21 protein-coding genes are annotated in these 24,918 nt (G+C 69.1%); 6 read left to right on the top strand and 15 right to left on the bottom strand.

Annotated elements, in window-relative coordinates:
- Nucleotides 1-22 precede the first annotated feature (22 nt).
- On the bottom strand, nucleotides 23-2,227 hold the full coding sequence (locus ACIHAO_RS41525; protein WP_396567589.1) for an RCC1 domain-containing protein: 2,205 nt from the start codon (nucleotides 2,225-2,227) through the stop codon (nucleotides 23-25).
- A gap of 248 nt (nucleotides 2,228-2,475) precedes the next feature.
- Here ACIHAO_RS41525 and ACIHAO_RS41530 point away from each other — a divergent pair, with 248 nt between their 5' ends.
- On the top strand, nucleotides 2,476-3,369 hold the full coding sequence (locus tag ACIHAO_RS41530) for a hypothetical protein (RefSeq protein WP_396567591.1): 894 nt from the start codon (nucleotides 2,476-2,478) through the stop codon (nucleotides 3,367-3,369).
- 103 nt (nucleotides 3,370-3,472) lie between these two features.
- Here the strand turns inward: ACIHAO_RS41530 and ACIHAO_RS41535 are convergent, their stop codons facing one another.
- A complete protein-coding gene (locus tag ACIHAO_RS41535) occupies nucleotides 3,473-4,150 on the bottom strand; it encodes a GntR family transcriptional regulator (RefSeq protein ID WP_396567593.1) in 678 nt (225 codons plus the stop codon).
- Entirely contained in the window at nucleotides 4,147-5,580 is a 1,434-nt protein-coding gene (locus ACIHAO_RS41540) for an aldehyde dehydrogenase family protein (protein ID WP_396567595.1), read from the bottom strand. The genes ACIHAO_RS41535 and ACIHAO_RS41540 overlap by 4 nt, the downstream gene beginning before the upstream one ends.
- A 138-nt stretch (nucleotides 5,581-5,718) precedes the next feature.
- Here ACIHAO_RS41540 and ACIHAO_RS41545 point away from each other — a divergent pair, with 138 nt between their 5' ends.
- Entirely contained in the window at nucleotides 5,719-7,164 is a 1,446-nt protein-coding gene (locus ACIHAO_RS41545) for a GMC family oxidoreductase (protein ID WP_396567597.1), read from the top strand.
- On the opposite strand, the gene ACIHAO_RS41550 is transcribed toward ACIHAO_RS41545, so the two are convergent.
- Genes ACIHAO_RS41550 through ACIHAO_RS41560 form a run of 3 tightly spaced genes read right to left on the bottom strand, consistent with a single transcriptional unit; the run spans nucleotide 7,148 to nucleotide 10,139 of the window.
- Nucleotides 7,148-8,071: an alpha/beta hydrolase gene (locus tag ACIHAO_RS41550; protein ID WP_396567599.1), complete on the bottom strand. Its 924-nt coding sequence runs from the start codon at nucleotides 8,069-8,071 to the stop codon at nucleotides 7,148-7,150. The genes ACIHAO_RS41545 and ACIHAO_RS41550 overlap by 17 nt on opposite strands.
- Nucleotides 8,068-9,027, bottom strand: coding sequence for an aldo/keto reductase (locus ACIHAO_RS41555; RefSeq protein ID WP_396567601.1), 960 nt, complete (start codon nucleotides 9,025-9,027; stop codon nucleotides 8,068-8,070). Before ACIHAO_RS41555 ends, ACIHAO_RS41550 begins: the two co-directional genes overlap by 4 nt.
- 8 nt (nucleotides 9,028-9,035) lie before the next feature.
- Nucleotides 9,036-10,139 (bottom strand): zinc-binding dehydrogenase, encoded by a 1,104-nt coding sequence (locus ACIHAO_RS41560; RefSeq protein ID WP_396567603.1) that lies wholly within the window; start codon nucleotides 10,137-10,139, stop codon nucleotides 9,036-9,038.
- Nucleotides 10,140-10,189: 50 nt separating this feature from the next.
- On the opposite strand from ACIHAO_RS41560, the gene ACIHAO_RS41565 reads away from it, so the two are divergent.
- Complete coding sequence (locus ACIHAO_RS41565) at nucleotides 10,190-11,569, top strand: amidohydrolase (protein ID WP_396567605.1); 1,380 nt, start codon at nucleotides 10,190-10,192, stop codon at nucleotides 11,567-11,569.
- On the opposite strand, the gene ACIHAO_RS41570 is transcribed toward ACIHAO_RS41565, so the two are convergent.
- Nucleotides 11,486-12,202 carry an SDR family NAD(P)-dependent oxidoreductase gene (locus tag ACIHAO_RS41570; RefSeq protein WP_396567639.1) on the bottom strand — a complete coding sequence of 239 codons (717 nt, stop codon included), beginning with the start codon at nucleotides 12,200-12,202 and terminating at the stop codon, nucleotides 11,486-11,488. The genes ACIHAO_RS41565 and ACIHAO_RS41570 overlap by 84 nt on opposite strands.
- 69 nt (nucleotides 12,203-12,271) lie before the next feature.
- On the opposite strand from ACIHAO_RS41570, the gene ACIHAO_RS41575 reads away from it, so the two are divergent.
- The gene (locus ACIHAO_RS41575) at nucleotides 12,272-13,213 is read left to right on the top strand and encodes an aldo/keto reductase (protein WP_396567607.1); all 942 of its coding nucleotides are present in this window, start codon (nucleotides 12,272-12,274) and stop codon (nucleotides 13,211-13,213) included.
- 286 nt (nucleotides 13,214-13,499) lie between these two features.
- On the opposite strand, the gene ACIHAO_RS41580 is transcribed toward ACIHAO_RS41575, so the two are convergent.
- From ACIHAO_RS41580 to ACIHAO_RS41600, 5 genes are all read right to left on the bottom strand, one after another.
- A complete protein-coding gene (locus ACIHAO_RS41580) occupies nucleotides 13,500-14,153 on the bottom strand; it encodes an alpha/beta fold hydrolase (RefSeq protein WP_396567641.1) in 654 nt (217 codons plus the stop codon).
- Nucleotides 14,154-14,228: 75 nt separating this feature from the next.
- The gene (locus ACIHAO_RS41585; RefSeq protein ID WP_396567609.1) at nucleotides 14,229-15,149 is read right to left on the bottom strand and encodes an ABC transporter permease; all 921 of its coding nucleotides are present in this window, start codon (nucleotides 15,147-15,149) and stop codon (nucleotides 14,229-14,231) included.
- Entirely contained in the window at nucleotides 15,146-16,090 is a 945-nt protein-coding gene (locus tag ACIHAO_RS41590) for an ABC transporter permease (protein ID WP_396567611.1), read from the bottom strand. The genes ACIHAO_RS41585 and ACIHAO_RS41590 overlap by 4 nt, the downstream gene beginning before the upstream one ends.
- The gene (locus ACIHAO_RS41595) at nucleotides 16,087-17,667 is read right to left on the bottom strand and encodes an ABC transporter substrate-binding protein (RefSeq protein ID WP_396567613.1); all 1,581 of its coding nucleotides are present in this window, start codon (nucleotides 17,665-17,667) and stop codon (nucleotides 16,087-16,089) included. The genes ACIHAO_RS41590 and ACIHAO_RS41595 overlap by 4 nt, the downstream gene beginning before the upstream one ends.
- Complete coding sequence (locus ACIHAO_RS41600) at nucleotides 17,664-19,424, bottom strand: dipeptide ABC transporter ATP-binding protein (protein WP_396567615.1); 1,761 nt, start codon at nucleotides 19,422-19,424, stop codon at nucleotides 17,664-17,666. The genes ACIHAO_RS41595 and ACIHAO_RS41600 overlap by 4 nt, the downstream gene beginning before the upstream one ends.
- Nucleotides 19,425-19,658: 234 nt before the next feature.
- Between ACIHAO_RS41600 and ACIHAO_RS41605 the strand changes: the two genes are divergently transcribed.
- Together ACIHAO_RS41605 and ACIHAO_RS41610 are read left to right on the top strand one after the other, a co-directional pair.
- The gene (locus tag ACIHAO_RS41605; RefSeq protein WP_396567617.1) at nucleotides 19,659-20,645 is read left to right on the top strand and encodes a methyltransferase dimerization domain-containing protein; all 987 of its coding nucleotides are present in this window, start codon (nucleotides 19,659-19,661) and stop codon (nucleotides 20,643-20,645) included.
- Entirely contained in the window at nucleotides 20,642-21,577 is a 936-nt protein-coding gene (locus ACIHAO_RS41610) for an alpha/beta hydrolase (protein ID WP_396567619.1), read from the top strand. Before ACIHAO_RS41605 ends, ACIHAO_RS41610 begins: the two co-directional genes overlap by 4 nt.
- 281 nt (nucleotides 21,578-21,858) lie before the next feature.
- On the opposite strand, the gene ACIHAO_RS41615 is transcribed toward ACIHAO_RS41610, so the two are convergent.
- From ACIHAO_RS41615 to ACIHAO_RS41625, 3 genes are read right to left on the bottom strand one after another with little or no spacing between them, the layout of a single operon-like run.
- Complete coding sequence (locus tag ACIHAO_RS41615; protein ID WP_396567621.1) at nucleotides 21,859-22,446, bottom strand: TetR/AcrR family transcriptional regulator; 588 nt, start codon at nucleotides 22,444-22,446, stop codon at nucleotides 21,859-21,861.
- A gap of 41 nt (nucleotides 22,447-22,487) precedes the next feature.
- Nucleotides 22,488-24,122, bottom strand: a complete 1,635-nt coding sequence (locus ACIHAO_RS41620; protein WP_396567623.1) for an amidohydrolase — start codon at nucleotides 24,120-24,122, stop codon at nucleotides 22,488-22,490.
- A 3-nt stretch (nucleotides 24,123-24,125) separates the two neighbouring features.
- On the bottom strand, nucleotides 24,126-24,917 hold the full coding sequence (locus ACIHAO_RS41625; protein ID WP_396567625.1) for a molybdenum cofactor biosynthesis F family protein: 792 nt from the start codon (nucleotides 24,915-24,917) through the stop codon (nucleotides 24,126-24,128).
- Nucleotide 24,918 lies beyond the last annotated feature (1 nt).

Below are 24,918 nucleotides of genomic sequence, written 5' to 3' on the forward strand. Positions count from 1 at the left end.
GCGACACAAGCTCAGCTGTCGCTTACTGCCCCAGGGCGAGGCCGACGGCGATGGCCTTGACCCCGGTCAGACCGGGGACCTGCACCGGAACCGTGGTGTAGTACGGGTAGTTCATGACGGCGTGGCCCAGCCCGAGGTCCTGGTTGCTGCCCCAGCCCAGGACGGTGCCGTCCGCGCGTACGGCATAACCGGCTCCGATGGCCTTCGCGTCGGTCACATCGCGGACCTGGACCGGGGTCGACGACCTGCAGTCCGTGCAGTCCGAGCCGTTGCCGAGCCCGCCGCTGCCGTTGTCGCCCCAGGCGAACACGGTGCCATCGGACTTCAGGGCGAAGGCGCGTGCCCAGTTACCGGTCACGGCGGTGACCCCGCTCAATCCGGTCACCGGCACCGGGACCCGCGAAACACAGGTCGAGGTGCACGCGACACCGTTGCCCAGCTGGCTCCTGGAGTTGTCGCCCCAGGCCGCGACCGTGCCGTCCGTTTTGACGGCGTAACCGCTGTAGCCGTCTCCGGCACCGATCGACTTGATGCCGCTGAGCCCGGAGACGCGCACGGGGGTGGCCGAACTCGCGGCGGTGGAGCCGTTCCCGAGTTCGCCGCGGGTGTTGCCGCCCCACGACCACACGGTGCCGTCGGATTTCAGCGCGTACCCGGTCTCCCTGGCCGCCGCGACGGCGATGACCCCGGTCAGCCCGGCGACCTGGACCGGCACGCTGACGTTCTGGCCCCACTGCCACACGGTGCCGTCGGTCTTCAGGGCGTAGCCCTTCGTGTCGCCACTCGCGATGGCCTTGACGGACGTCAGCCCCACGACGGGAACCGGCGACTGCGAAGTGGTGGCGGCGCCGCCCCACCAGCCGTTGCCGAGCCGTCCGGCCGAGGCGGCGCCCCAGGCCCGGACGGTGCCGTCGGCACGCAGCGCGTAACCACTGTCGGACCATCCGGCGAGCGCGACGACATCACTCAAGCCACTGAACGGCTTCATCGTCATCGGAGTCCCGGCGCCCTGCTCCCAGGAGTAGGAACCCCAGGTGGTCACGCAGTTCACCACGCAGTCGGCGGGCGGCAGCGTGAAGTAGCCGGACAGGTCGGCGGTCACGTCGATCGAGCCGGCGCGGTTGTGGACGTAGGTCGTGCGCATCAGGTCGGCGGCCGTGCCCGGTGACGGGAAGATCGCCCCGGCCAGCGGGGCGACAGCAACCGAGATGGTCTGTCCGGGAGCCACGTGCACACTGGCGGGCGGCTCACTGCTCGACCGGTTCTCCCAGGCGGTGATGGCGGTGTTCTCGGTCGCCGAGTACCCGGTCAGGTTCAACGCCAAGGCGAGCGCGTGCGAAGGGATCGACGACTGGAGCCGGTAGGAAAGGTCGCTCTTCGGGCCGATCCTCTTGGGCTGACCGTCGAAGACGCCGAGACCGCTACGGCTGTCGAGAACCCGTTCCGGCGCCACCGGGGTGAAGAGCGCGCCGTAGTCACTGGCGTAGAAGCCGACCACGTTGGCTTCGACCTGCACCGTGCCCGCCAGGTTGTACAGGTCGATCGAGCGGTTGGCGCCGATCTTGACCGTGATCAGGTTCGAGCCCGTGCCGCCCGGATAGGCGGCGACGCTGGACATGGTCGGTCGCGGGGTCGCGGCGGGGGAGGCGGTGAGATACGTGGCCACGGTGGGCTGGCTCAGCGTCACACTGAAGGTGACCGCGGTGGCCGTCGCGGGCACCTGATCGGTCAAGCTCAGCCGGGTCGTGGCGTTGGCCCCGATCGAGGAGACCGGTAGCCGCGACGCGCTCACCGGCGTGTACCGCGATCCCGGGGCGGTCGTGTAGTAGCCCATGATGCTCGCGATGAGGTGGGTCGACCCGGACTCGTGGTAGAAGTCCAGCTTCCGGTCGGCGCCCACCTGCACGGTGACCTGATTGGACCGTCGCTTGCCGTTCTGCACGAGCAGGTTCGGCAAACCCGGCCGCGCGGTGCCGTGCGGGAAGACGGTCACCGCGGTGTCCGCGGTCGGGCCTTCCGCCCAGAGGTTCAGCACGACCGCCGTGGTGCCTTCGGGCGCGAGGCCCGCGGCGCTGCCGGTGACCGTGGTGCGCGCGCCGACCGGCCCGACCGGGATCCCGACGCCGCGGACGGTGTCCAGGAACCGGGTCGGCTGGACGGCGGTGAAACTCGACGCGGGTGAAGTGAGGGCCGTCGCGGGTGCCGCCTCGGCGGCGAAGCCCGTCACGACCGGCGAAAACGTGAGGATCCCTGCGGCCAGAGCCGCCACCCGGGATCTGAAAGTCGACAGTGGACGCGAAGTACCCAGTGTTGGACTCATGTACCCCCCAGTGAAGGCCCGGATCGGGCTTCCGGAATTTACCTTTCTCCCGGCCCGTCCCGGTATCGGCCGTTCAGGCTAGTGCGGCGACCCTGAGGCCGGACCAGGGAAAAGCCCGGATGCCCTTGCCGCCGCCCCCTTCTACCGTCGTGATCATGATCCGACGCCTCCTGCTGACGGTGCTCGCCGGTGCGGCGGTCCTGCTCGTGCCCTGGACCGTCTACCTCGCGCACACGCTGCCCGACCGGTACGACACCGGCCAGTGGCGCGCGGCCTGGGTCGGATTCGACGTCGCGCTCCTGCTCTGCTTCGCGGCCGGAGCGTGGCTCGGGCTGCGCCGCCGCCGGGCGGCCGTGCCGCTACTGTCCGCCACGGCCGCGCTGTTGTGCTGCGACGCCTGGTTCGACGTCATGCTCGGCTGGACGTCGCCCGAACGCTGGACCAGCGTCGCGCTGGCCGTCCTCGTCGAGATCCCGGTCGCCGTGTTGCTGGCCCTCGCCGCGCGGCGCCTGTTGAGCACCGCGCTGCTGCGGCGATCGGTCACGTTGCGGGACATCGAGATGCGGGAGGATCCGCGATACCAGTGGGTGACGCGCGAGCTTCCCGGCGACACGGAGGCGGTCGCGCGCCGGACAGGATTGGAGCGTGCCGAAGTCATTAAATGCCTGAATACTTTGCGGGACAACGGTTTCATCCGCTGTGACCGGAAAGGTGACTGGATCGCGATCCCGCAGGACCTGCGTGAGCCGAGGCCTGAGGACTACGACGGCGAGGAACGGGAGAGGGTCACCGCGTTCCTCGACGCGAAGTACGCGAACGAGGTCGCCCTGCTGTCCTGGGCCGCGGAGCACCGCGACGAGTTCGGCCCGTGGTCGACGGCTCAACGGACCTCGGCGCGGCTGACCGAGGAAGAGTTCCGTGAGCTGGACGCGGAGTACCGCGAACTCATCGCGCGGTACTGCCGGCGCCGACGTCGTCCGGTGGAGGGCGAGAAGGAACTCTCCGTGCGCTTCTACGCGTTCCCGCCTCCGAAAACCTTCCCGTCCTAAGGATCGACCCTCTACGCGAGTGTCCACAAAGGAATCGGAAGCCGGGCATGCGCCCAATGTGGCATTGGGGACGGTCAGTGTCCCCAATGCCACATTGGGCGCATCAGGCATAGGGATGTCGCGACGCCAGGAAGGTCTCCAGCGTGGTCAACCGGTGTTCCCGCACGGCCAGTTCGATCTCCCCGGCCGGCGCGTTCCGATCGAACAGGTCGAGGATGTTCTGGTGCTCCTGCACGGATTCGTGCGCGCGGCCGGGGACGAAGCTGAACGTCGACGTGCGCAGCCCGGCGAGCCGGTTCCAGCCGCGGTTGACCAGATCGAGCACCTGGGGATTGGGGCAGGTGCCGAACAGGACGCGGTGGAAGTCGCGGTTCAGCGCGGTGAACCGCGACGGTTCGAAGTTGTCCAGGCAGGCGGTCAGTTCCGCGTTGAGTCCCTTGGCCTCGTCGAGTGCCTTGCCGGGCAGCGTCGGCGCCGCCAGCGCGGCGGCGTACCCCTCGACCAGCGCGAGGGTCTGCATGGTGTGCTGGTAGTCGCGTTCGTCGGCCATCGCGACCTGCGCGCCGACGTTGTGCTCGTAGGTCACCAGCCCCTCGGCTTCCAGCCGCCGGACGGCCTCGCGCACGGGTACGGTGCTGACCCCGAGTTCCTGCGCGATCTGCCCGAACACGAGGCGGTAGCCGGGGGAGAAGGTGCCGTCGTCGATCCTCGCCTTGATCCAGTGGTAGGCGATCTGCGACTTGCTCATCGCGGTCGAGTTCACCGCGTCGCCGGCGGTCACGAGTAGTGCAGCCAGACTGACTTGATCTCGGTGTAGGCGTCGATCGCCCACGGCCCCATCTCGCGGCCCCAGCCCGACGCCTTGTAGCCGCCCCACGGCGCGGCCATATCCGGGATCGGCGGCATGTTGACGAACACCGCGCCCGCCCGGATGCCGTTGGCGAACCGCTGCGCGACGCCGAGGTCGCGGGTCCACACGGTGGCCGCGAGCCCGTACTCGGTGTCGTTCGCCCGCGCGAGCAGTTCGTCCTGATCGTCGTAGGCGGTGACGGCGAGGACCGGCCCGAAGATCTCTTCGCGCATGATCGTCATGTCGTCGGCCACCCCGGCGAACAGTGTCGGCGAGTAGAAGTAGCCTTCGCGATCGATGCGCCGGCCGCCGGTGACCAGATCGGCGCCCTGCTCACGACCGGTCGAGACCATGAAGTCCACGTGCTCGCGGTGCTTCGCGGACACGAGTGGCCCGAGCTGGGTGGACTCGTCCAGGCCCGGCCCGAGCTTGAGGCCCTCCAGCCCGGCGGCGAGTTTGGAGACGAACTCCTGCTCGCGTTTGCGGTCCACGAAGAACCGGGTGTACGCGGCACAGACCTGTCCGCTGTTCAGCGTCGCTCCCGCGAGGTTGCCGGCGACGGCGGCGTCGATGTCGGCGTCGCCGGCGATGATGCTGGGTGCCTTGCCGCCGAGTTCGAGGGTGAGGCGTTTGAGGTTCGACTCCGCGCTGGCGGCCGTGATCAGCTTCCCGACGGCGGTCGACCCGGTGTAGGACAGGTGGTCGACGTCGTCGTGCTTGCTCAGGAGCGCGCCCACCGCGCCGTCACCGGTGACCAGGTTGACCACCCCCGGCGGGAACCCGGCCTCGTGCACGAGTTCCACCAGCCGGATGCTGGTCAGCGGCGTGACCTCGCTGGGCTTGATCACCACGGTGTTGCCGGTGGCCAACGCGGGCGCGAGCTTCCACACCAGGATCATCAGCGGGAAGTTCCACGGCGTGATCAGCGCGTTCACCCCGACCGGCTCGCGGCGGGTGTAGTGCAGCGTGTCCGGGAAGGACACCGGGTTGGTGGTGCCCTGGATCTTGGTCACCCAGCCCGCGAAGTACCGCAGATGCTCGGCCGCACCGGTGACGCTGACCTGGCGGGAGATGCCGATCGGCTGGCCCTGGTCGCGGGTCTCGAGCGCGGCCAGCTCCTCGTGGTGCTCGTCGACCAGCGACGCCAGTTTGAAGAGCAATGCGGCCCGCTGGACCGGCAGCAGTCCCGCCCAGGCGGGGTCGTTCAAGGCTTTCCGTGCGGCGCCGACGGCCGCGTCGACGTCGGCGGACGATGCGGTGCCGACGTCCTCGATCACCTGGCCGGTGGCCGGATCGTACGTCGGCAGGGACCCGCCTCCCGCGGTGGTCCACTGTCCGTCGATGAACAGGCGTGTGGCCATGGCTAGCTCCTCCTCGACCGGTGTGTGATCGAGTATCGGGCGCCACGCGGTCCCCGGTCTTGCCCGCCAGGGCACGCCGATTGTCGGCCAGCGAACCGAATCCGCCGGACGGGGCCGCGCCTTGCGAGGGTGAGGGACATGGACGTCATCGTGGTGGGAGCGGGTTCGGCCGGTTCGGTGGTCGCCAGGAGACTGGCCGACTCCGGGGCGTGGGTCACCCTGCTCGAAGCGGGCGGGCCGGACACCAATCCGGCCATCCACGACCCCTCGCGGGCGGGGGAGCTGTGGCACGGGCCGGAGGACTGGGACCACTACACGGTGCCGCAGCCGCACGCGGCGAACCGGCGGCTGCATCTGCCGCGCGGAAAGGTGCTCGGTGGGTCGCATTCGCTCAACGCGATGATCTGGGTGCGCGGCGCCCCGGCCGACTACGACGGCTGGGAGCTGCCTGGCTGGCGGTGGGACGACGTGCGCCCGGTGTTCGAACGGATCGAGAAGGATCTGCTTGACGTCGTGCCGAACGAGCCGTTGCACCCGATCCAGCAGTCCATTGTGGACGCGGCGGTGCAGATCGGCCTGCCGTTCAACCCGGACTACAACGGCGACGAGCTGGACGGCGTCTCGGTGCAGCGCGTCACCACACGCGACGGCAAGCGGCTGAACACCTGGCTCGCCTACGGGCGCCCCGCCGCCGAGCGGATGACCGTCCACACGGGAGCGCTCGTCCACCGGTTGCTCTTCGAGGGCGACAAGGTCACCGGTGTGCTGGCCGAGGTCGACGGCGAACTGCGCAAGGTCTTCGCCGACGAGGTCGTGCTCGCCGCCGGAGCGCTGGCGTCACCGGCGATCCTGCTGCGCAGCGGTGTCGGTCCGGCCGGGGAACTGGCCGCGCACGGCATCGACGTCGTGGCCGATCTGCCGGGGGTGGGGAAGAACCTGCACGACCACCTGCTCTCGCCGGTCATCTTCGCGACCGACCGCCGTCAGGTCGACCCGCCCGCTCCTGGCCGCTCGGTGACCCAGACCCATCTGTTCTGGCGCAGCCGTCCCGGCTTGGCGGTGCCCGACACGCAGCCGATCCATTTCAGCGTGCCGATGTACGAGTCGTGGATGACCGGCCCGGAGACCGGGTTCTCGCTGATGGCGGGCATGGTCACGCCGCGCAGCCGGGGCAGTCTCCGGCTTTCGGGGCCGAGCCCGCTCGACGAGCCGTTGATCGACCTCGCCGCACTGGAAGACCCGGCCGACTTCGAGAGCCTGGTCGCGTCGGTGGAGCAATGCCGCGAGATCGGCCGGGCGGCCGCGCTGGCGGAGGACTGGGGTGCCCGCGAGCTGTATCCGGGACCGGACGCCGACGTCCGCGAATACGTCCGGCGGACCGCGATCACCTACCACCACCAGGTCGGGACCTGCAGGATGGGCACCGACGCCGAATCCGTGGTCGACCCGGAACTCGCCGTCCACGGCCTGAGCGGACTCCGGGTCGCCGACGCGTCGGTGCTGCCGCGGGTGACCACGGGCAACACCAACGCGCCGGCGGTGCTGGTCGGCGAGCAGGCCGCCCGGTTCATGCTCGGCCGATAGTGCGGCGCAGCCAGGAGGCCCGGGCGGCGAGCGCGGCCCGGGTCACCTCGCTGTCCGGGGCGATCCGGTCGAAACCGTGGTACGCGCCCGCCCACACGTGCAGCTCCGTGGGCACACCCGCCTGCCAGAGGCGCCGCGCGTAATCGACGTCCTCGTCGCGGAAGATCTCGGCCGCGCCGACCTCGATGAAGGCGGGCGGCAGCCCGGTGAGATCCTCCGCGGTCGCCGGGACCGCGTACGGCGATGTCTGTCCATTCAGGAGGGAGCGCCAGCCGAACTCGTTGGCGGTCCGGCCCCACACGCCGCGTTCGGCGAATTCCACTGTGGACGCGGAGTCGTTGCGGCTGTCGATCATCGGGCACAGCAGCAGCTGGCCGGCGAGCGCCGGCCCGCCGCGGTCCCTGGCGAGCAAAGCGATCCCCGCGCTGAGCCCGCCTCCCGCGCTGCCGCCGCCGACGATCAGGCGGGCGGGGTCGAAGCCGAGTTCGTCCGCGTGCTCGACCATCCAGGTCAAGCCCGCGTAGCAGTCCTCCAGCGGTGCCGGATGCGGGTGCTCGGGAGCCAGCCGGTAGTCCACGGTCACCGCGACGAAGCCGAACTCCTCGACCAGCGCGACCATCCGGGGCAGGTCGGCGAACCGGTCGTCCAGCACCATGCCGCCGCCGTGGATGTTGTAGAACCCCGGCGCGCCCTGGGTGTCCCGTGGCTTGACGACGGTGACGACCACGCCGGTACCGGGCACCTGCCGGTCCTCCCAGACGAGATCCCGGTCGCCGATCGCCTCGGCGCAACTCAGGTTCCCGTCGGCCATCGCCTTCCTGATGCCCGCCAGCGAGCCGGCGCCGAGCGGTGGTCCCGTCGGCAATCCTTCGAGGGCCGCGGTGAGTTCGGGATCGAAGGCCGTCACGGTCCCTCCGGAGCGACGACGCCGCGGTCGGCCCAATACGGCTCGACGAGCTCGCGGAGCCGGTCCGCGCCGACGCGCTCGACGAGGTCCACCGCGCCCAGGTTGTCCTTGAGCTGCTCGGTGCTCGTCGCGCCGAAGAGGGTGGTCGTGTTGGCCGGGTGGGTGAGGGTGAACGCGAGGCACAGCTGCGCCGGGGTGGCGTCCAGTTCGGTCGCGATCTTCGCCAGCTCCGGGGCGGAGGCGGCGATGCGTTCGCGGATGTCGCCGGGGTCGCGGCCGACCTGGCGCGCGCCGCTGTTCTTGCCCAGCAGGATCCCGCCTTCGAAGATGTCCGAGGACTGGAGCGTGACCCCGAGTTCGCCGAAGACCTTCTTGAAGGGCTCACCGTCCGGAATGGACCGGCGCGCGACGCTGTACTTCAGCTGCGCGATGGCGGGTCCTGGCACGTTCTCCGCCGCGGCGAAGTCGTGCAGGGCCTGGATCGTGGCGGCGGACCAGTTGTTCACACCCCACTGCCGGATGAGCCCGGCTTCGCGGAGCTCGTTCAGGTCCAGCACCAGTTGGTGCAAATCGGTGTCGTCGCGGCGCAGATCGCCCAGCACCACCAGATCGGCGTGCTCGACGCCGGCGCGGAACAGCGCGTTGTCCAGCTGCTCGCGGAGGTTGTGCTCCGGATAACCCTCCAGCCACAGCTTGCTCGAAAGCAGGTAGTCGTCGCGGCGGAGCCCGGCCGCGCGGACCATGGCGGAGAACAGCACGTCGGTGTACACCGGGGTGGCGCCGGGGAAACCGTAGACACCGACGTCGAAGAGCGTGATCCCGGAATCGACCGCGGTGCGGACCAGGTTCACCGCCTCGCGGAAGTCCATCCGGTCGTAGGTGTGCCAGGAGCCGAGCGAAAGCACGCCGGTGAGCGGCCCGTCGCGGCCGATCCGGCGCTGGGGGATGACGGACATGGGATCTCCTAGGGCAGACGGGGGTCGATGACGGCCTTGAGTTCGCCGAGCCGCGACATCGACTCGACGCACTTCGAAGCTTCGGACAGGCCGACGGGCGCGCTGAACAGCTCGTCCCACGGCAGCCGATCGGCGAACGTGCGGAAGAAGTCCACCGAGCGGTGGTAGTCGGCGATGTCGCCGTTGAGCGAGCCGGCGACCGTGAGTTCCTTACCCATCACGGTGCCCAGCGCCACCGGGGAGGGCGCGGGACCGGTGGAACCGACGATCGCGACCGTGCCGCGCTGGGCGGCGAACGCCACCGCCTCCTCGCCGATGGTCGGCCCGCCGGCGAAGTCGAAGACGTGATCGGCGCCCCGGCCGCCGGTGAGTTCCTTGACCCGCTCGATGCGGTCTTCCGTGCTGCCGTCGACCGGGATCGTCGCGGTGGCCCCGAAACGTTCGGCCGTCTTCAACCGGTCGGCGGGCCCGCCGATGGTGATCACGTCGCCCGCGCCGGAGATCCGGGCGACGGCGGTGGCGAACACGCCCAGCGCGCCCGCACCTTGGACCACGACCGTCGCACCGGGCCGGATCCCGCCAGAACGCGACACGGCTCGCAGCACCGTTTTGCCCGCACAGCCGGACATCGAGGCCCAGGTGTCCTTGACGTCGTCCGGCAGAAGGAGTTTGGCCGCGCCGGGTGTCACGTAGCAGTACCGGACGAGGCCGCCGGTCGCGTACGGGAAGACGTCGGAGCGCTGAAGGAAGCCGTATCCGCGCTTCTCGCAGGCGACCGGCTCCCGCAGGATCGTGCAGCCGTAACACTTTCCGCACGTCGACTCGGACCAGCCGATGCGGTCGCCCTCGGCGATCTCGCGGCCGAGGGTGTCGATGGTACCCGGTCCGACGGCCACCACCTCGCCGACCATTTCGTGACCCAGCACCATCGGGAGCATGCCGGGGAAGGTCATCTGGCCGGACCAGAGGTGCACGTCGGTGCCGCACAGCGTGGTGCAGGTGATCCGGACCAGCGCGGCGCCCGGTTCCGGCTCCTCGGGCAGCGGTAGTTCCCGCAAGGTGAGCGCGGAGCCGTGTTCGGTGAGCACCGCCGCTTCGGTTCTGTTGACCATCTTTTTAGTCTACAGTCGTAGGAGAAAAAGTCCAGATCCCGGAGGAAACCATGCCGTCGCAACGTATTCGTCCCGCATCGCTGGTGGTCCGCGGCGGGCCGATCCGCACCTTCGACCCGGCGGGCACGGTCGTGCGGGCGATGGCCGTCCGCGAAGACCGGATCGTGGCTCTCGGTGATGTCGCGCTGGACCACATCGGCCCGGAGACCGAAGTGATCGACCTCGCGGGCAGAACCGCTTTGCCCGGTATCAACGATTCACACCTCCACGCGACCTGGCTCGGTGCCCGCTGGCCGGACATGCTCATCGGTGGCGCGGGATTCACCGGGGGAGAAGAGAAAACGGTACGGACCGCGGCCGAGCGGCGCGCCGCCATCCTGCGCGCGGGCGATCTGTGCGCGTCACTGGGCATCACGAGCTACACCGAACCGGGCCTCGGTCCGGGTGAGACGGGATGCTTCGGCGCCGAAGTGCTGGAGGAGTACGCGGCGCTGGCCGCGGAAGGGCTGCTTCGCGCGAGGGTCACCGCGTTGCGGCTCTTCGGCCTGCTTGACGGCGCCAGTTCGCTGGCGGACTTCGAGTGCGGGCTGGCGTCGCCGTCACCGGTCGCGGATCCGTTGTGGCTCACCGTTCCCGGCGTGAAGATCTTCGCCGACGGCATCCCGCCGATGCGGTCCGCGTGGACACATCACTGCTACGCCGACGGTTCGCACGGTGCGCTGCTCGTCGACGGCGACGACGACCCGGAACGCGCGGACAACCTCGCCGCGATGATCCGCCTCGCCCATGACGCCGGGATGACGGTCGCCGTGCACGCCACCGGGGATCGCAGCATCGAGGCCGCGCTCGGATCGCTTCGCCGCGGCGACCACCTGGTGCACGGTGATCTGGTGACGGCGGATCAGCTGGCGCGGATGGCGTCGGCGGGGGTCGGCCTGACCACGCAGCCCGCGATCGCGGTCGCCATGCGGGGCATGCTGTCGGACGCGCTCGGCGCCGAGGCCGGTGCCCGCGCCTGGCCGCTGGGGGACATGCTGGGTTCGGGTGTGCCGCTGACCTTGAGCAGTGACGCGCCGGTGGTCACTCCCGACTGGCGGATGCACATCGCCGCGGCCGCGCGGATGCTGAATGTGTCCGAAGTGGACGCCGAGCTGATGGAACGGTTGCTGCGCTGCTACACGGTCGCGGCCGCCGAACAGGACGGGGCGGCGGGCTGGAAGGGATCGCTGACCGTGGGCCGGGTCGCCGATTTCTGTGTGCTGGCGGCCGATCCGCTCGAGGTAGCGTTCGCGGACCTGCCGGACGTCGGTGTCGAACTCACCGTGTCCGGCGGCCGCGTCGTGTACTCAGGTGAGCAGTTGCCCGCCGTCGACCTGGAGGCTCACCCCGGTGAGATGGCAGGCGTCGGCGGAGGCGAGGAACAGGACTGACGGCACCACGTCGGCGACGGAAGCGATGGTTCCCAGCGGAATCCTCGCTTCCCACGCCGCGCGGGCGGCGGTGTCCGAGGCGAAACCGGCGGTCATCGGGGTGAGCACCGGGCCGGGCGCGACGGCGTTGACGCGGATACCGTGCGGTGCCAGTTCGAGCGCGGCGGAGCGAGTGAGCGCCTCGACGGCGGCCTTGGTGGCCTCGTAGTGACCGAGCCCCGGGGTCGGCTGCCGGGCGCCGATGGAGGTGATGTTGACGATGGCGCCTCGGGTGCCCGCTTCCAGCATGTGCGCGCCGACCGCGCGGGTCATCAGGAAGGTGCCGCGGAAGTTCACCCGCATGCACAGATCGAAGATGCCGATGTCCAGCCCCACCAACGGCCCGCCGCCCCCGGCGAGACCCGCGTTGTTGACCAGGACCTCCACCGGGCCGAACCGGCCGGTGACCAACGCCAGCGCCGCGTCGACCGAGCCGGGGTCGGAAATGTCGAGTTCGACATGCTCCGCGCCGAGTTCACCGGCCAGGTCGTGGGCCGCGCGGGCGTCGACGTCGGCGATGACCACACGGTCACCCGCGGACTGGAAGGCTTCGGCGACTCCGCGGCCGATGCCACTGGCGCCGCCGGTCACCACTACGAGTCTCTTGTTCATTCTACGATCGTAGACTAAAACTTGTTTCCGTTGCCGGCGAAAGGAAATCTCGTGCACGAGAAGCTGAACGGGCTGGGCTTCGCCACTTCGGCGCTGGGCCTGGGATCGTGGAACACCTGGGACCGCATGGACTTCGACGACGCGGTGCGCCTGCTCCGGCGCGCGATCGACGCCGGGGTAACGCTGTTCGACGTGGCCCACTACGACATGGGGCCGCATGCCGAACAGTCGCGCACGGATCTCCTCTTCGGTGAGGCCGTCCGAGCGGCCGGGATCAGCCGCGACGAATACCAGCTGTGCGGCAAACTCTGGCTCTGGGACTACCCGAACACCGGTTTCGCCGAGCAGCTCGCGACCTCGTTCGACCGCGTCGGCGTCGACCGCGCGGAAGCCGTCGTGGTCGGCGACTACTTCGAGCGCCCGGACATCCCGCGGATCGTCACCGAGGTGGCCGAACAGATCCGGCTCGGCCGCTTCGACGTCTGGGGCGTGAACAACTGGCAGGCCGCGGACCTCGACCAGGCACTGGACTTCGCCTCGCGCGAAGGACTTCCGGCACCTGCTTTCGCCCAGCTCAAGTACAGCGTCGCGCGGCGGTCCATGGCGGAAGGCCCGTTCTACGGCGCGCATTTCGAAGCCGGGCGGTTGACCTTGCAGGCGTCGGACGTGTTCGAGGGCGGAGTGCTGCTCGGCAAGACCCCATCGCGGAAGATCGGCGCGGATCCGGGCGGGATCCGCGATTCGATCCGCGCCGCCGCTTCGCGAGTGGTCGCGGTGGCCGGGGACTTCGGGGTGAGTCCTTCGCAGCTGGCCGTCGCGTTCTGCCTGGCGTACGCGCCGGTGGCGAACGTTTTGTTCGGCGTGAGCCGGATGGCTCAGCTGGAGGACAACCTGGGCGCTGTCGCGCTGGCCGCTTCTCGAGGGGCCGAGGTGCGGGCGGCTCTGGAGGATCTCTGGCTGGACCGTTCGGTCGCCGCCGATGGGACCTTCTGACGCCTTTCGGGACCGCAATGAAGGACGCTTTCATAGCAAATTTTGCTATGAAAGCGTCCTTCATTGCGGCGGCGGGAGTGCGCGGCCCCCACCTGTCGCACCTTCGCGACACGAGGCCGCCACCCCTACCTGGCGTGCCATGAAAGGTCCTTTCCTTGCAAAATTTGCCAGTAACGGACCGTTCGTGGCATCGGTCCCGCCTCCCGGATGTCATGAAAGGGTCGTTCAGGACAAAAGATGTCCTGAACGACCCTTTCATGACACGAAGGCGGAACCGAGCACAACCTCAGCCGAGGAACTCCAGTACCGCCGCCTTGAACTCCGGACTCCGCAAAGCCCCACCGTGATCCCCGGGTACTCGCACCAGCGAGGCTCCCGGCACCAGCTCCACCAACGTCTCGATGCCTTGGCTCACCGGATCCTCCACCCCCGCGACGAACCGGGTCGGCACGGACACGGCACCGGAAACCGGCGCGAAAGGCTCCGCCCGCAGGTCTTCGATGCATCGCGCGAGCGCGGCGGGGTTCCGTCCCGGCGCGGTGATCATCCGCGCGATCATCCCGGTGAGCGGATCCGCCGGTGCTTTGCCGCCGTCGGCGAACGCCAGCGCGGCGGCGACGTCGACGGCGCCGAACGGTTCGAACGGGCTCACGCCGGCGAGTACGAGCCGCCGGACCGGAGCTCGCGCGGGCAGTTCCCAAGCCAACCGCGCGCCGAGCGAGTACCCGACAACGTCCACTTCGGACAGATCGGAGACCAGTCGGGTCAGTTCCGAAGTGATCGCGGCGGCACCCAGCGAACCCGAGGGCGCCGGGCTGGAGCCGTGCGCGGGGAGGTCGGGCACGAGCACCTCGCGGCCCGCGGCGGTGAGTGTGGCCGGCCAGCCCGTGGTGATCCAGTCGGTGTGCCCGTCGGAGGCGAATCCGTGCACCAGCAGCACAGGCGGTCCCGAAACGGTCTCGGGGGCGAAGCGGCGCACGGCCAGGGAAGTTGTGGCAGACAACGGAATCCTTTCTCAGCTGGCGGAGGGGCGGCGGGTGCGCAGGCGCTGCATCTCGTTCAGCGTCCGCGCGCGGGCGTCGACGGCGATCCGCAGCGACGAGCCGATGAGGTTCAGGAGGAACACGCACACCATGATCGTCACGCCGGGCACGATCACCAGCCAGGGCGCCTGCACGAGGTACGACCGGCCTTCGGCGATCATGTTCCCCCAGGTCGGGGTCGGGGGAGCGATACCGAGACCGAGGAAGCTCATCGCCCCGTCCACCAGCATCGCCGCCGCGGACAGGATCACCACCTGCACCAGCGCGAGCGGCAGCACGTTCGGGAACACGTGCACGACGAGGATCTTCCACTTGCTCATCCCCGAAACCCGGGCGGCACCGATATAGGCACGGCCGGCGATGCCGAGCACCCGGCTGCGGATGACGCGGGCGGTGAACGGCGTGAAGATCACCGTCAGCGCGATGAGTTCGGTCCAGATGCTCGCGCCGAGCGAGATCGCCAGCGCCATCGCGAGGATGATCGCCGGGAACGACATCCAGGCGTCCATCACCCGCATCAGCACGGCGTCGGCGGCGCGGAAGAACCCGCTGATCAGGCCGATCACCAGGCCGCTGAAGGCCGCGCACAGGGTGATCAGCGCGGACAGCCCGAGCGACGCCCGCCCGCCGGAGACCAGCCGGGCGAGCACGTCACGGCCGAACGAGTCCGTGCCGAGGGGATGCGCGGCCGACGGCGGCAGGAGCCGGTTGACCGGGTCGGTCGCGCTGACGCTCGGCAGGAAGAACGGCAGCACGATCACGGCAAGGACGATCACCGCCAGCAACCCGGTCGTGATCACCAGCATCCGGTTGCGCCGGAACACCCTGGCGGCCCGGCCGGACGGCGGCGTTTCGCGTACCGGCGACGTCTTTTCCACCAGTGCCACGCTCACGAGACACGCACCTTCGGGTCGAGCAGCGCGTACGACAGGTCCACCAGCAGGTTGACCAGCACGAACAGCACCGCGACGAACAGGGTCACACCCTGGATCAGCGGGAAGTCGCGAGTGGACACCGCGCCCATCAGCAGATGGCCGAGCCCCGGCACGACGAAGATGGACTCGATGATCACGATCCCGCCGACGAGCATGGCGAAGTTGCTGCCCAGCTGGGTGATCAGCGGCATCAGCGCGTTCGGCAGGACATGTTCGGTCATGACCTGCCGCTCCGAGAGCCCCTTCACCCGCGCGGTGCGCAGATACGCCAACGGCAGTTCGCCGAGCAGGCTTTCCCGCAGGGTGAGCACGAACAACGCCGTCTGCCCGATGACCAGCACGGTCAGCGGCAGCACCAGCGCGGGCACCGCGGTCGCGGGATCGGTGAACAGGTTCTCGTAGCCGCTGGAGGGGAACCAGCGCAGCGTCACCGAGAACACCAGCACGAGCATCAGCGAGATCCAGAAGTCCGGCATCGCCATCCCGAGCGCGGAGAACCGGTCCAGCGCCCGCGCCACCGGATTGCGTGGCGACACCGCTTGCCACGAGGTGATCGCGACCGAAAGGAAGAAGCTGATCACGGTGGACAGCACGGCAAGGGTCAGCGTCGGCAGGATGTGGTCGGCGACCACTCCGAGCACCGGAGCGTGATAGGTGATCGACGTGCCGAAGTCGCCCTGCAGCACGTTCCCGGCCCAGCTGAAGTACTGCTCCCAGAGCGTCCCGTTCAGTCCCATGCTCTCCCGCAGGGCGTCCACATCGGACGGTCGCGCGGTCGGGCCGAGGATGGCCTGCGCCGGGTCGCCGGGGATCAGCCGGATGACGAAGAACATCATCGTCCCGACGATCGCCAGGATGATGACCAGATCGCGCAGCCTGCGCAGCAGCAGACCGGTCATGACGCCAGCCAGGTGTTCCAGAAGACGCGGTAGAAGTCGCCGTAACCCTTGAGCTTGGGGGAGTAGGCCGCATACAGCTTCGACTGGCTCAGGGTGATCACAGACAGCTGCTTCCAGGTGAACGCCTGCAGCTTGTCGACCACCGCTTTCGCCTGCTCCGGCGTGGTCGAGGCGTTGAACTCGGCCATGAGCGCGTCAAGCTCGGGAGAGGACGAACCGTTCAGCGTGCCCAGGGTGAGCGCGGGCATCTGCGCGGGCGAGGTCAGCGCCGAGTCGAAGAACAGCGTGGTGATGTCCCAGCCGCCCGGTTCCTTGGTCAGCGTGCCGAGCATGGTGGCGAAGTCGAAGGTGTCGATCTTCGTGTTGATGCCGATCTTCGACAGGCTGTCCTGGATCAGCACCGCCCACTTGCCGAACTCCGGGTACGAGTTCGTGGTGACGATCCGGATCGTGGCGCCGGCGGTGATGCCGACCTCGGCCAGCAGCCGCTTGGCCTTCTCCGGGTCGTGCGCCTTGTAGACCTCTTCGCCCGCGGTCGAATAGAACTGCTTGTTGTCCGGTGAGGCGAACGCGCCGGTCTCGACGGTGAGGTCCTTGCTGCCGCCGGTCGCCGCGTTGATCGCGGGCTTGTCCAGCAACAGGTTCAGCGCTTCGCGGGCACGGGGGTCGGCGAACTTCGAACCGGTGTTGAAGTTCGGGATCACCACGTTGTCGTTGCCGCCGGGCAGGTTGTGCACGACCACGGCCGGGTTGTTGCGCAGCGGCTCGTACTGGTCGTTCGTGGGCATGATGTGGTCCCACTGGCCGGTCTGGAGGCCGTTGATCAGCGCGTCCTGGTCGGAGACCACTTTGTAGGTCACGGTGCCCAGGTACGCGTGCTTGGCGCCGGCCTGCCCGCCCCAGTCCTCTTCGGACCGGGACTTGTAGCCGGCGAACCGCTCCAGCACCAGTTCGCGGCCGATGTCCCAGCTCTTGAGCTTGTACGGCCCGGTCCCGATCGCCTTGTCCTGGGCGAAACCGGTCGGCGCGACGCCGGCGAGGTTCTTCGCCTCGTAGATCTCCGTGCCCGCGCCGGCGAGTTCGTTGATCAGCGGGTAGCGCGGCTGCTTGAGCTTGATGGTCACCGTCGCCGGGTCCGCGGGCGTGATCGCCTCGATGTCCGGTGTGACCAGCTGGCCGGTGCGATGCACCTGCTGCCACCGCTTGAGGCTCGCGACGACGTCCTCGGACGTCAGCGGGTTGCCGTCGTGGAACGTGACGCCCTGGCGCAGCTTGAAGGTGTACGTGAGCCTGTCCGGGCTGGTGGTGTAGTCCTCGACCAGCATGGGCCGGGCGGTGAAGCCCTTGTCGACCTCGAACAGCTTCTCGTACATCATGTTGCCGATGTGCGCGGTCACCTGGCCGGGATTCGCGACCATGTCGAGGGACTGCGGGTCGGTGGGCACGGCGACGTTCAGGTTGCCGTCGGGCTTCGGCGGCCCGTCGGCGGCCCCACCGCCTGCCTGCCCTCCCATGCACGAGCTGAGCAGCAGGACGGTCGCCAGGCCGAGCGCGGCCTTGGTCAGGGTTCGTCTCATGGGTTCCGCACTCCAGTGTGGGGGTGGGCGGGCAGTTCGGGGTTCGCCGCGAGGAGACGGCGGGTGTACTCGTGCCGGGCGCGGAGCCGGATCTCGTCCGGGCCGCCGATTTCGATCAGTTCGCCCCGGTACATCACGCCGACGCGATCGGCGACGGAGAGCACCAGGCTGAGGTTGTGCGTGATGAACAGGAAGCTGAGCGCGCGGGTGCGCCGCAGGTCCAGCAGCAGGTTCATCACCTGGCCCTGCACCGAGACGTCGAGCGCGGAGGTGGGCTCGTCGGCGACGATGAGGTCGGGTTCGGCGGCGATCGCGCGGGCGATCGAGACGCGCTGCCGCTGCCCGCCCGAGAGTTGCGAGGGCAGCTTCTTTGCGGTATCGGAGGGGAGGCCGACCTCGTCGATCAGTTCGGTGACACGGCGATCCAGTTCGGCGCCGCGGAGGCCGGTGAGTTCCCGCAACGGTTCGGCGATGATCCGGGCGGCGGTGTGCCGGGGATCGAGCGAGCTCTGCGGGTCCTGGAAGATGAGCTGCGCGCGGCGGCGGAACGCCCGCTCGTCGCCGTCGAGGCCGGACGGCGTGCACCGGTGCTCGCCGAAGGTGATGGCGCCTTCGGTGGGCGCCTCCAGCGCGCTCACCAGCCGGCCGAGTGTGGTCTTGCCCGAACCGGATTCCCCGACCAGACCGAAGAACTCGCCGGGCGCGATCTCCAAGGAGACGTTCTTGACCGCTTGTACCTCCGGCTCCCGGCTCAGGGAGAACCGGCCGCGGCGTCCGTACACTTTGGACACCGAGTCGATGACGAGCGCGGTGCCCTCGCCGGTGCCTTCGGTCTTCGCGCGGCTCAACGACCTGGTTTCGGTCGCGACCGCCGATTCGCCGTTCATCGCGGCTTCGAGCAGTGCTTCGGAGATGGTGGGGAACCCGTCGCGCCTGCTCACCCCGAGCTGCGGGACGCAGTCGAGCAACGCCTTGGTGTAGGGATGCTTCGGCGCGTGCAGAATGTCCTCTGTGGACCCGATCTCGACGAGTTCGCCGCGGTACATCACCGCGATCCGGTCGGCGACCTGCGCGGCCACCCCCATGTCGTGCGTGATGAAGACGCAGGCGGTGCCGTGGTCACGGCGGACGCGATCGAACAGGGTGAGGATCTCCGCCTGCGTGGTCACGTCCAAGGCGGTGGTCGGCTCGTCCGCGATCAGGAGGGCCGGGTCGGCCATGAGTGCCAGCGCGATCATCACGCGCTGCTGCATCCCGCCCGACATTTGGTGCGGGTACAGGGAAAGCACCCGGTCGGTGTCGGTGAGGCCGACCTCCTGCAACAAGCCGCGAGCCTTCGCCTCGGCCTCACGGTGCAGCGGCGTGCCCTTGCGCGCGGCCTGGCGTGGCAGGGAGCCGGGTTTCCGGTACGCCTCGATCAGCTGTTTGCCGACCCGTTGGCTCGGGTTGAGCGAATCCAGCGCCTCCTGGAAGATCATGCCGATCCGCGGGCCGCGGTAGGCGCGCATCTCGTCGGCGGAAAGCCGCGTGACGTCCACGCCGTCGACGGTGATGGCACCGCGGGTGAACACCGGCGCGACGAACTCCAGTAACCGGATGATCGACAAGGCCGTCACCGTTTTACCGCTGCCGGATTCGCCGACCACGCAGAGTGTCCGGCCTTGTTCGAGGTCGAACGAGAGTTCGCGGACCAGTTCGCGTTCGGTTTCGTCGGCGATCACACCGACGGTCAGTTCTCGTAATTCGAGCAGGGTCATGAATCCCCTTTCCCGAGCCCGCCCGAAGCGGGCCGCACTGCCGGGGAACGGGCCTCCGGCGGGGGTAGTTCTACGCATGTTGACACTGGGCGGGGGTGCTGTCAATGGGTATATTCTACGAATGTAGGAAGTTGATATCCGGCAGGTTTTTCCTGGTGGTGGGCGGAAACTTGCACTGGATTCTTTTGTCTACGTCTGTAGACTCTCGGCGGAAACGAGCTAAGGAGGGCACCCGTGAGCGGGTCGACCAAGACTGCCGGTCCCGAGCGGATCGTGGACATCGCCGTGGGGTACATGGCGGCAAAGCAACTCTTCGCGGCGAGCCGGATCGGCCTGTTCACCGCACTCGCCGACGGGCCGCTGACGGCCGCGGAACTGGCGGGGAAGACCGGCAAACCGGAGAAGATCACCCGTATCCTCGGTGACGCCATGTCATCACTCGGTCTGCTGTCCCGTGTGGACGGACGATACGAGCTGGCCGCCGACGCCGCGGCGTACCTCGGCGGCGGAGACCTCGATCTGGCACCGTTCCTGACGTTCCTGGACTCGATCAGCTATCCGCATTGGCTGCAATTCGGTCACACGGCCGACAGCGGCGAGCCCGGGAAGCTGGACATGGACGACGCGCGCTGGGGCATCTTCATGTCCGGCGTCATGACGTATAACGCCCTGCACGCCAAGATGCTGGCCGGCGCGTTCGATTTCGGCCCCCACCGGAAGCTGCTGGACCTGGGCGGCCTCTCGAGCGCGTTCGCGGTCGAAGCCATGAAGACCAACGACGAACTGCACACCACGTTCGTCTTCGACCCGGGCTTCACCGAGTCGGTCACCACCGCGGCGGCCGAGGCGGGCCTGGCGGACCGTGCGACCGTCGTCGGCGCGGAAACACCCACCGCGCGCCCCGAAGGCGAGTTCGACCTGGTGATGGTCAACCACGTCGTCCACCGGTTCGACGCGAAGCAGAACGCGGAGATCCTGCGCAACGCCCGTGCCTCCGCCGCGCCGGGGGCGACCTTGCTGCTGCTCGACTTCTTCCTCGACGACGACGCGGTCCAGCGCCCGATCGACGCCCTGCACGCGGGGGAGTACCTGGTGATCGACGGGACGGTCGTCTACCCGGAGGCCGAGGTCCGCGAGTGGCTGAGCGGGGCGGGCTGGCGGGTCACCGACCGGCTGGCGCTGCCGGGCAGCCCGCGGGTGCTCGTCGCGGAAGCGGTGTGACCGTGACCCTCGATCCCGCCGTCAAGGAGCTGCTCGCTCGCAGTCCGCAGCCCGAAGCGCCCGCTGTTCCCCCGACGGCCGCCGAGTTGCGAGCCGCGTTCGCCGCCTCTTGGCGACGTCCCGAGTCGGTCGAAGAGGTCGCCTCGGTCGCCGACCACGTGCTGCCTTCCGGCGTGCGCGTGCGGGTCTACCTGCCGGAATCGGCCACTCCGGTGCCCGCGTTCGTCTGGATCCACGGCGGCGGGTGGACGATCGGCTCGATCGACGAGAACGAGGTCGCGTCGCGGACGGTGTGCAACGTGGCCGAGGTCGCCGTCGTCGCGGTGGACTACCGGCTCGCGCCCGAGCACCCGTTCCCGGCGGCTCCGGACGACTGCTACGCCGTCGTCGAATGGCTCGCGGCGGGTGGTGCGGGTCCCGCGGTCGATGCCGGGCGGATCGCGATCGGCGGGGAGAGCGCCGGCGGCAACCTGTCGACGGTGGTCTCGATGATGTCCCGCGACCGGGGTGGCCCGCCGCTGGCCGCGCAGGTGCTGATCTGCCCGGTCTACGGCCACCCGGACGACGGCTTCCGGTCCTATGTGGACTTCGCCGAGGGATTCGGCATGACCGCCGGGGCGATGCGGTTCTTCTTCGAGCAGTACGTGTCGGATCCGGCTCAGCTGAACGATCCGTATCTGCTGCCGCTGCGGGCCTCCGACTTGACGGGGCTCCCGCCGGCGCTGGTGCTCACGGCCGAGTACGACGTCCTGCGGGACGAGGGGGAGGAGTTCGCGCGGCGCCTGACCGACGCCGGGACGCAGGTCGAGATGACGCGGTACTCGGGGCAGATCCACGGGTTCTACGGTCTGTACACGGATCTCCCGGCTTCGCCGCGCTCGCACCGGCACGTGGCGAGCTTCCTGACCCGGATCTTCGACCGCCGCAATTAGTCACCTACTTGCGGCTGGGTCCGGCGCCGGGATGTTGCGAAAGCCACTTTCGCAACGCTCAAGGTTGCGAAAGTGGCTTTCGCAACGTCCTCGTAGAGGTTTCGCCATTGGGTCAGCGGCCGGAACTCGCGTGTCTCTGGCCGGATGACACCTGGTCACGCGAGTTCCGCCTCTGATCACGCGAGTTCGGTTGTGCAGGCGGAAGTCCGTGAGGGCCTCCTTCCCTACCCTGAAGGTAGGGAAGGAGGCCCTCACGGCGTCAGATGCGGGGAAAGGGCCCTTCAGGGGCGGGTGAGGCGCTCGAAGAAGGACTCGAGGTGCTGCCGCTGCAAAGCGATCGTCGAGAACTCCCCGGCGACCAGGCTCATCACGTTCGCACCGGCGTTGATCAGCACGACCTCGTCGACCAGCTGCTCGTCGGGGATCTCGGTGACGATGTCGCCGTCCTCCCGGCCCTCGGTGAGGTATCGGTGCAGCAGGCCCCGCCACGAGCGGACGTGCTCGAGGTACTTGTCCTGCAGTTTCGGGTTGGTCAGCGAAAGCTGCCAGAAGGTGAGCAGGACGCGCCCCGCGGCGATGCGGTCCTCGTCGATGGGCATCGACGAGACGCACAGCTCGCGGAGCGCGGTCAGCCCGCGCAATTCGTCCAGCTCCACGTACTCGCGCATCATGCCGAGCGCGCGTTCGTAGGTGGCTTGGATGATGTCTTCCTTGCTCGGGAAGTACAGCTTGAGCGCGCCGTTGGCGAAGCCGGCGGCCGCCGCGATCTCGCGCATGGTGGCGGCCTCGATCCCGCCCTGGGTGATCAAATCCCAGGTGACGTCGACGATATGACTACGCCGCTCGTCGTGGTCGATGATCTTCGGCATCGGCAGACCTCCCGCACTGGTTCTTCTACCAGTGTAGGAGATTAGGCCCGCTGATACACGCGGTGCCCGGCGAACCACGTTTGTGTCACCTTTGTCTTGACGAGCGCGGCCGGATCGGTTCGGAACGGGTCGCGGTCGAGGACGACGAAATCCGCCGACTTCCCGGGCACCAACGAGCCGGTGACGTCGCCCAGTCCCATCGCGCGGGCGGCCGCGAGAGTGAAGACCTCGACCGCTTCGGCCAGGGTGATCGCCTGCTCCGGCCACAGCGCTCCGGGGAACGTGCCGGTCGGATCCTGGCGGGTGACGAGGCCGTGGATGCCCTCCCACGCGTTCGGCGATTCGCTGACCGGCCAGTCGGAACCGCCCGCGACCAGCGCGCCCTCGTCCAGCAGTGATCGGTTCGGCTGCATCCGCCCGGCGCGATCGCCGGGCAGCACCTCGGCGATGGCCGCCGGGATGACACCGGGCACCCACAGGAACGGCGAGATGTCCGCGGCGACACCCAGCGCGGCGAAGCGGGGAAGGTCATCGGGGTGGACGAACTGGCCGTGCGCGACCTGGAACCGCGCTTCGGCGAAGCCCTCGGCACGCACCTTTTCGACGGCGTCGAGCGTCGCGCGCACCGACGCGTCCCCGGTGCAATGCACCTTGGCCGACAGCCCCGCCGCGGCCGCGGTGCGCAGCCAGCCCACGAGTTCGTCGCCCGGCATGGTGGTGGCGCCGTGGTGACAGGCTCCGTGCGCGGCGTCCGGCAGGTACGGCTCCAGAAACGCGGCGGTCCGGGTCGGCGGGACACCGTCGAGGAAGATCTTCACGAAGTCCGGGCGGTGATGCTCGCTCCGGTACTGCCCGGCGACCTCCAGCAGCGGTGCCCCGATCGGATCGAAACCGAAGATCGGGTCATTGATCAGCAGCGACGAAACGACCCACGCGCGCAGTTCACCCGCGTCGTCGAGCGACTTCAGCGCGCGCAGGATGTCCGACGAGACACCGGCGTCCTGGAACGCGGTCACGCCGTACGAGTGCAGGGTGCCGATGCCGTGCCGTGACGCCGCGACGTGCTGATCCGCGGTGAGCGTCCGGGTCTCGCTGAGCGCCCGCTCGACGGCGACCCCCGCCGCCTCGAGCAGGACACCGACCGGCTCGCCGGTCGAAGGGTCGCGGACGATTTCCCCGCCCGCCGGGTCGGGCGTCGATGAGGTGACGCCCGCCAGTTCCAGCGCCCGGCTGCTCACCCAGCGGTTGTGCCTGCTGTCGTCCGACAGCATGACCGGACGTCCGCCGGCGGCCTCGTCGAGCGCGTGCCGCGCCGAAGACCGCGAAAGGGTGCTGACCAAAGTGGACGCCCAGGCGCCGCCGATCACCCACTCGTCCGGCCCGAGCCCGGCGGCCCGCGAGCGGACGGCCGCGAGGATGTCGTCCAGTCCGGCGTCGAGGCCGAAGTTCAATTCGAACAGGGCCGCACGGCCGGCGAGGGCGTGGTGGTTGTGCACGTCGACCAGGCCGGGCATCACGAAAGCGCCTTCGAGGTCGACGACCTCGGTGTTCGGCCCGCGTTCGATGTCCTCCAGGGACAGCACCTTGCCGTCCTTGATCGCCAGTGACGATGCCCAGGGTCTGCCACCGTCCACTGTGTACACGGTGGCGTTGGTGAAGACGATGTCGGCGGTCAAGGCTCAGCTCCCGGCCGGGTCGTACGCCTCGGGGTGCACGGTGGTGCTCAACAGCTTGCCGTGCGCGCCGAAGGTGAAGTGGGTGGGCGTGCTCCCGGTGGCGTCCAGTCCGAAAAGGACACCGTGCGAGCGCAGCCGTTTCGCGTCACGGTGGTCGGCGACGGTCACCGACGCGCACGGGATCACCTTCTCCCGCCACGCGAAGACGTAGATGCCCGGCCGCAGCTCGTAGACCGAGTTCTCGTCGGTGTCCGCGAGTCCCCGCTCCGGACCGGCCAGGCACTGCCACGTGTACCAGTGCGGACTCAGGTACACGTGCTCGTAGGCGTGCTCGGTGCTGTACACCCACAGCACCCGGCGCCCGACCAGCGACGTGGTCGGGGCCAGCGACTCCCCGGTCGGCTCGATGCCGCCGATCGTGGCGGCCACGAATGCCTGCGTGACACGCGGCGAGGTGTCACCGATCTTGCTCAGCACCAGGAGGGCACGGCCGCGGCGCAGGTCCAGCAGCAGCGTGAACGCCTCGTCCTGCCGTGCCTGCGGGTGGAACTGGACGTAGTAGAGGTCGTCGTCGACCAGGAAGGTCTCGCAGCGGTCGGTCCCCGTGCCGCGGTAGGACCATTCGATCCGGGTGCCGGAGAAGGCAGCGGTGAACGTGGTGCCGTCTTCACAGGCGAGTTCGAAGGTGCGGCCGTGCAGATCGCCGACCGTCGGGGCCTTGTTCGCGTCGAAACCGGGGGCCAGACCGTCCAGCGGCAGCCAGGTGGAGGTGTCGGACAGGGTCAGTTCGGGCATT

It is taken from the genome of Amycolatopsis sp. NPDC052450 (assembly GCF_044547565.1).
In the GTDB taxonomy this organism is placed as follows: domain Bacteria; phylum Actinomycetota; class Actinomycetes; order Mycobacteriales; family Pseudonocardiaceae; genus Amycolatopsis.

What these genes read in the sequence shown, in the direction of transcription:
- ACIHAO_RS41625 (WP_396567625.1), bottom strand. Translation starts at nt 24,917, where the DNA reads ATGCCCGAACTGACCCTGTCCGACACCTCCACCTGGCTGCCGCTGGAC.
- ACIHAO_RS41560 (WP_396567603.1), bottom strand. Translation starts at nt 10,139, where the DNA reads ATGGTCAACAGAACCGAAGCGGCGGTGCTCACCGAACACGGCTCCGCG.
- ACIHAO_RS41600 (WP_396567615.1), bottom strand. Translation starts at nt 19,424, where the DNA reads ATGACCCTGCTCGAATTACGAGAACTGACCGTCGGTGTGATCGCCGAC.
- ACIHAO_RS41555 (WP_396567601.1), bottom strand. Translation starts at nt 9,027, where the DNA reads ATGTCCGTCATCCCCCAGCGCCGGATCGGCCGCGACGGGCCGCTCACC.
- ACIHAO_RS41530 (WP_396567591.1), top strand. Translation starts at nt 2,476, where the DNA reads ATGATCCGACGCCTCCTGCTGACGGTGCTCGCCGGTGCGGCGGTCCTG.
- ACIHAO_RS41545 (WP_396567597.1), top strand. Translation starts at nt 5,719, where the DNA reads ATGGACGTCATCGTGGTGGGAGCGGGTTCGGCCGGTTCGGTGGTCGCC.
- ACIHAO_RS41615 (WP_396567621.1), bottom strand. Translation starts at nt 22,446, where the DNA reads ATGCCGAAGATCATCGACCACGACGAGCGGCGTAGTCATATCGTCGAC.
- ACIHAO_RS41595 (WP_396567613.1), bottom strand. Translation starts at nt 17,667, where the DNA reads ATGAGACGAACCCTGACCAAGGCCGCGCTCGGCCTGGCGACCGTCCTG.
- ACIHAO_RS41565 (WP_396567605.1), top strand. Translation starts at nt 10,190, where the DNA reads ATGCCGTCGCAACGTATTCGTCCCGCATCGCTGGTGGTCCGCGGCGGG.
- ACIHAO_RS41590 (WP_396567611.1), bottom strand. Translation starts at nt 16,090, where the DNA reads ATGACCGGTCTGCTGCTGCGCAGGCTGCGCGATCTGGTCATCATCCTG.
- ACIHAO_RS41540 (WP_396567595.1), bottom strand. Translation starts at nt 5,580, where the DNA reads ATGGCCACACGCCTGTTCATCGACGGACAGTGGACCACCGCGGGAGGC.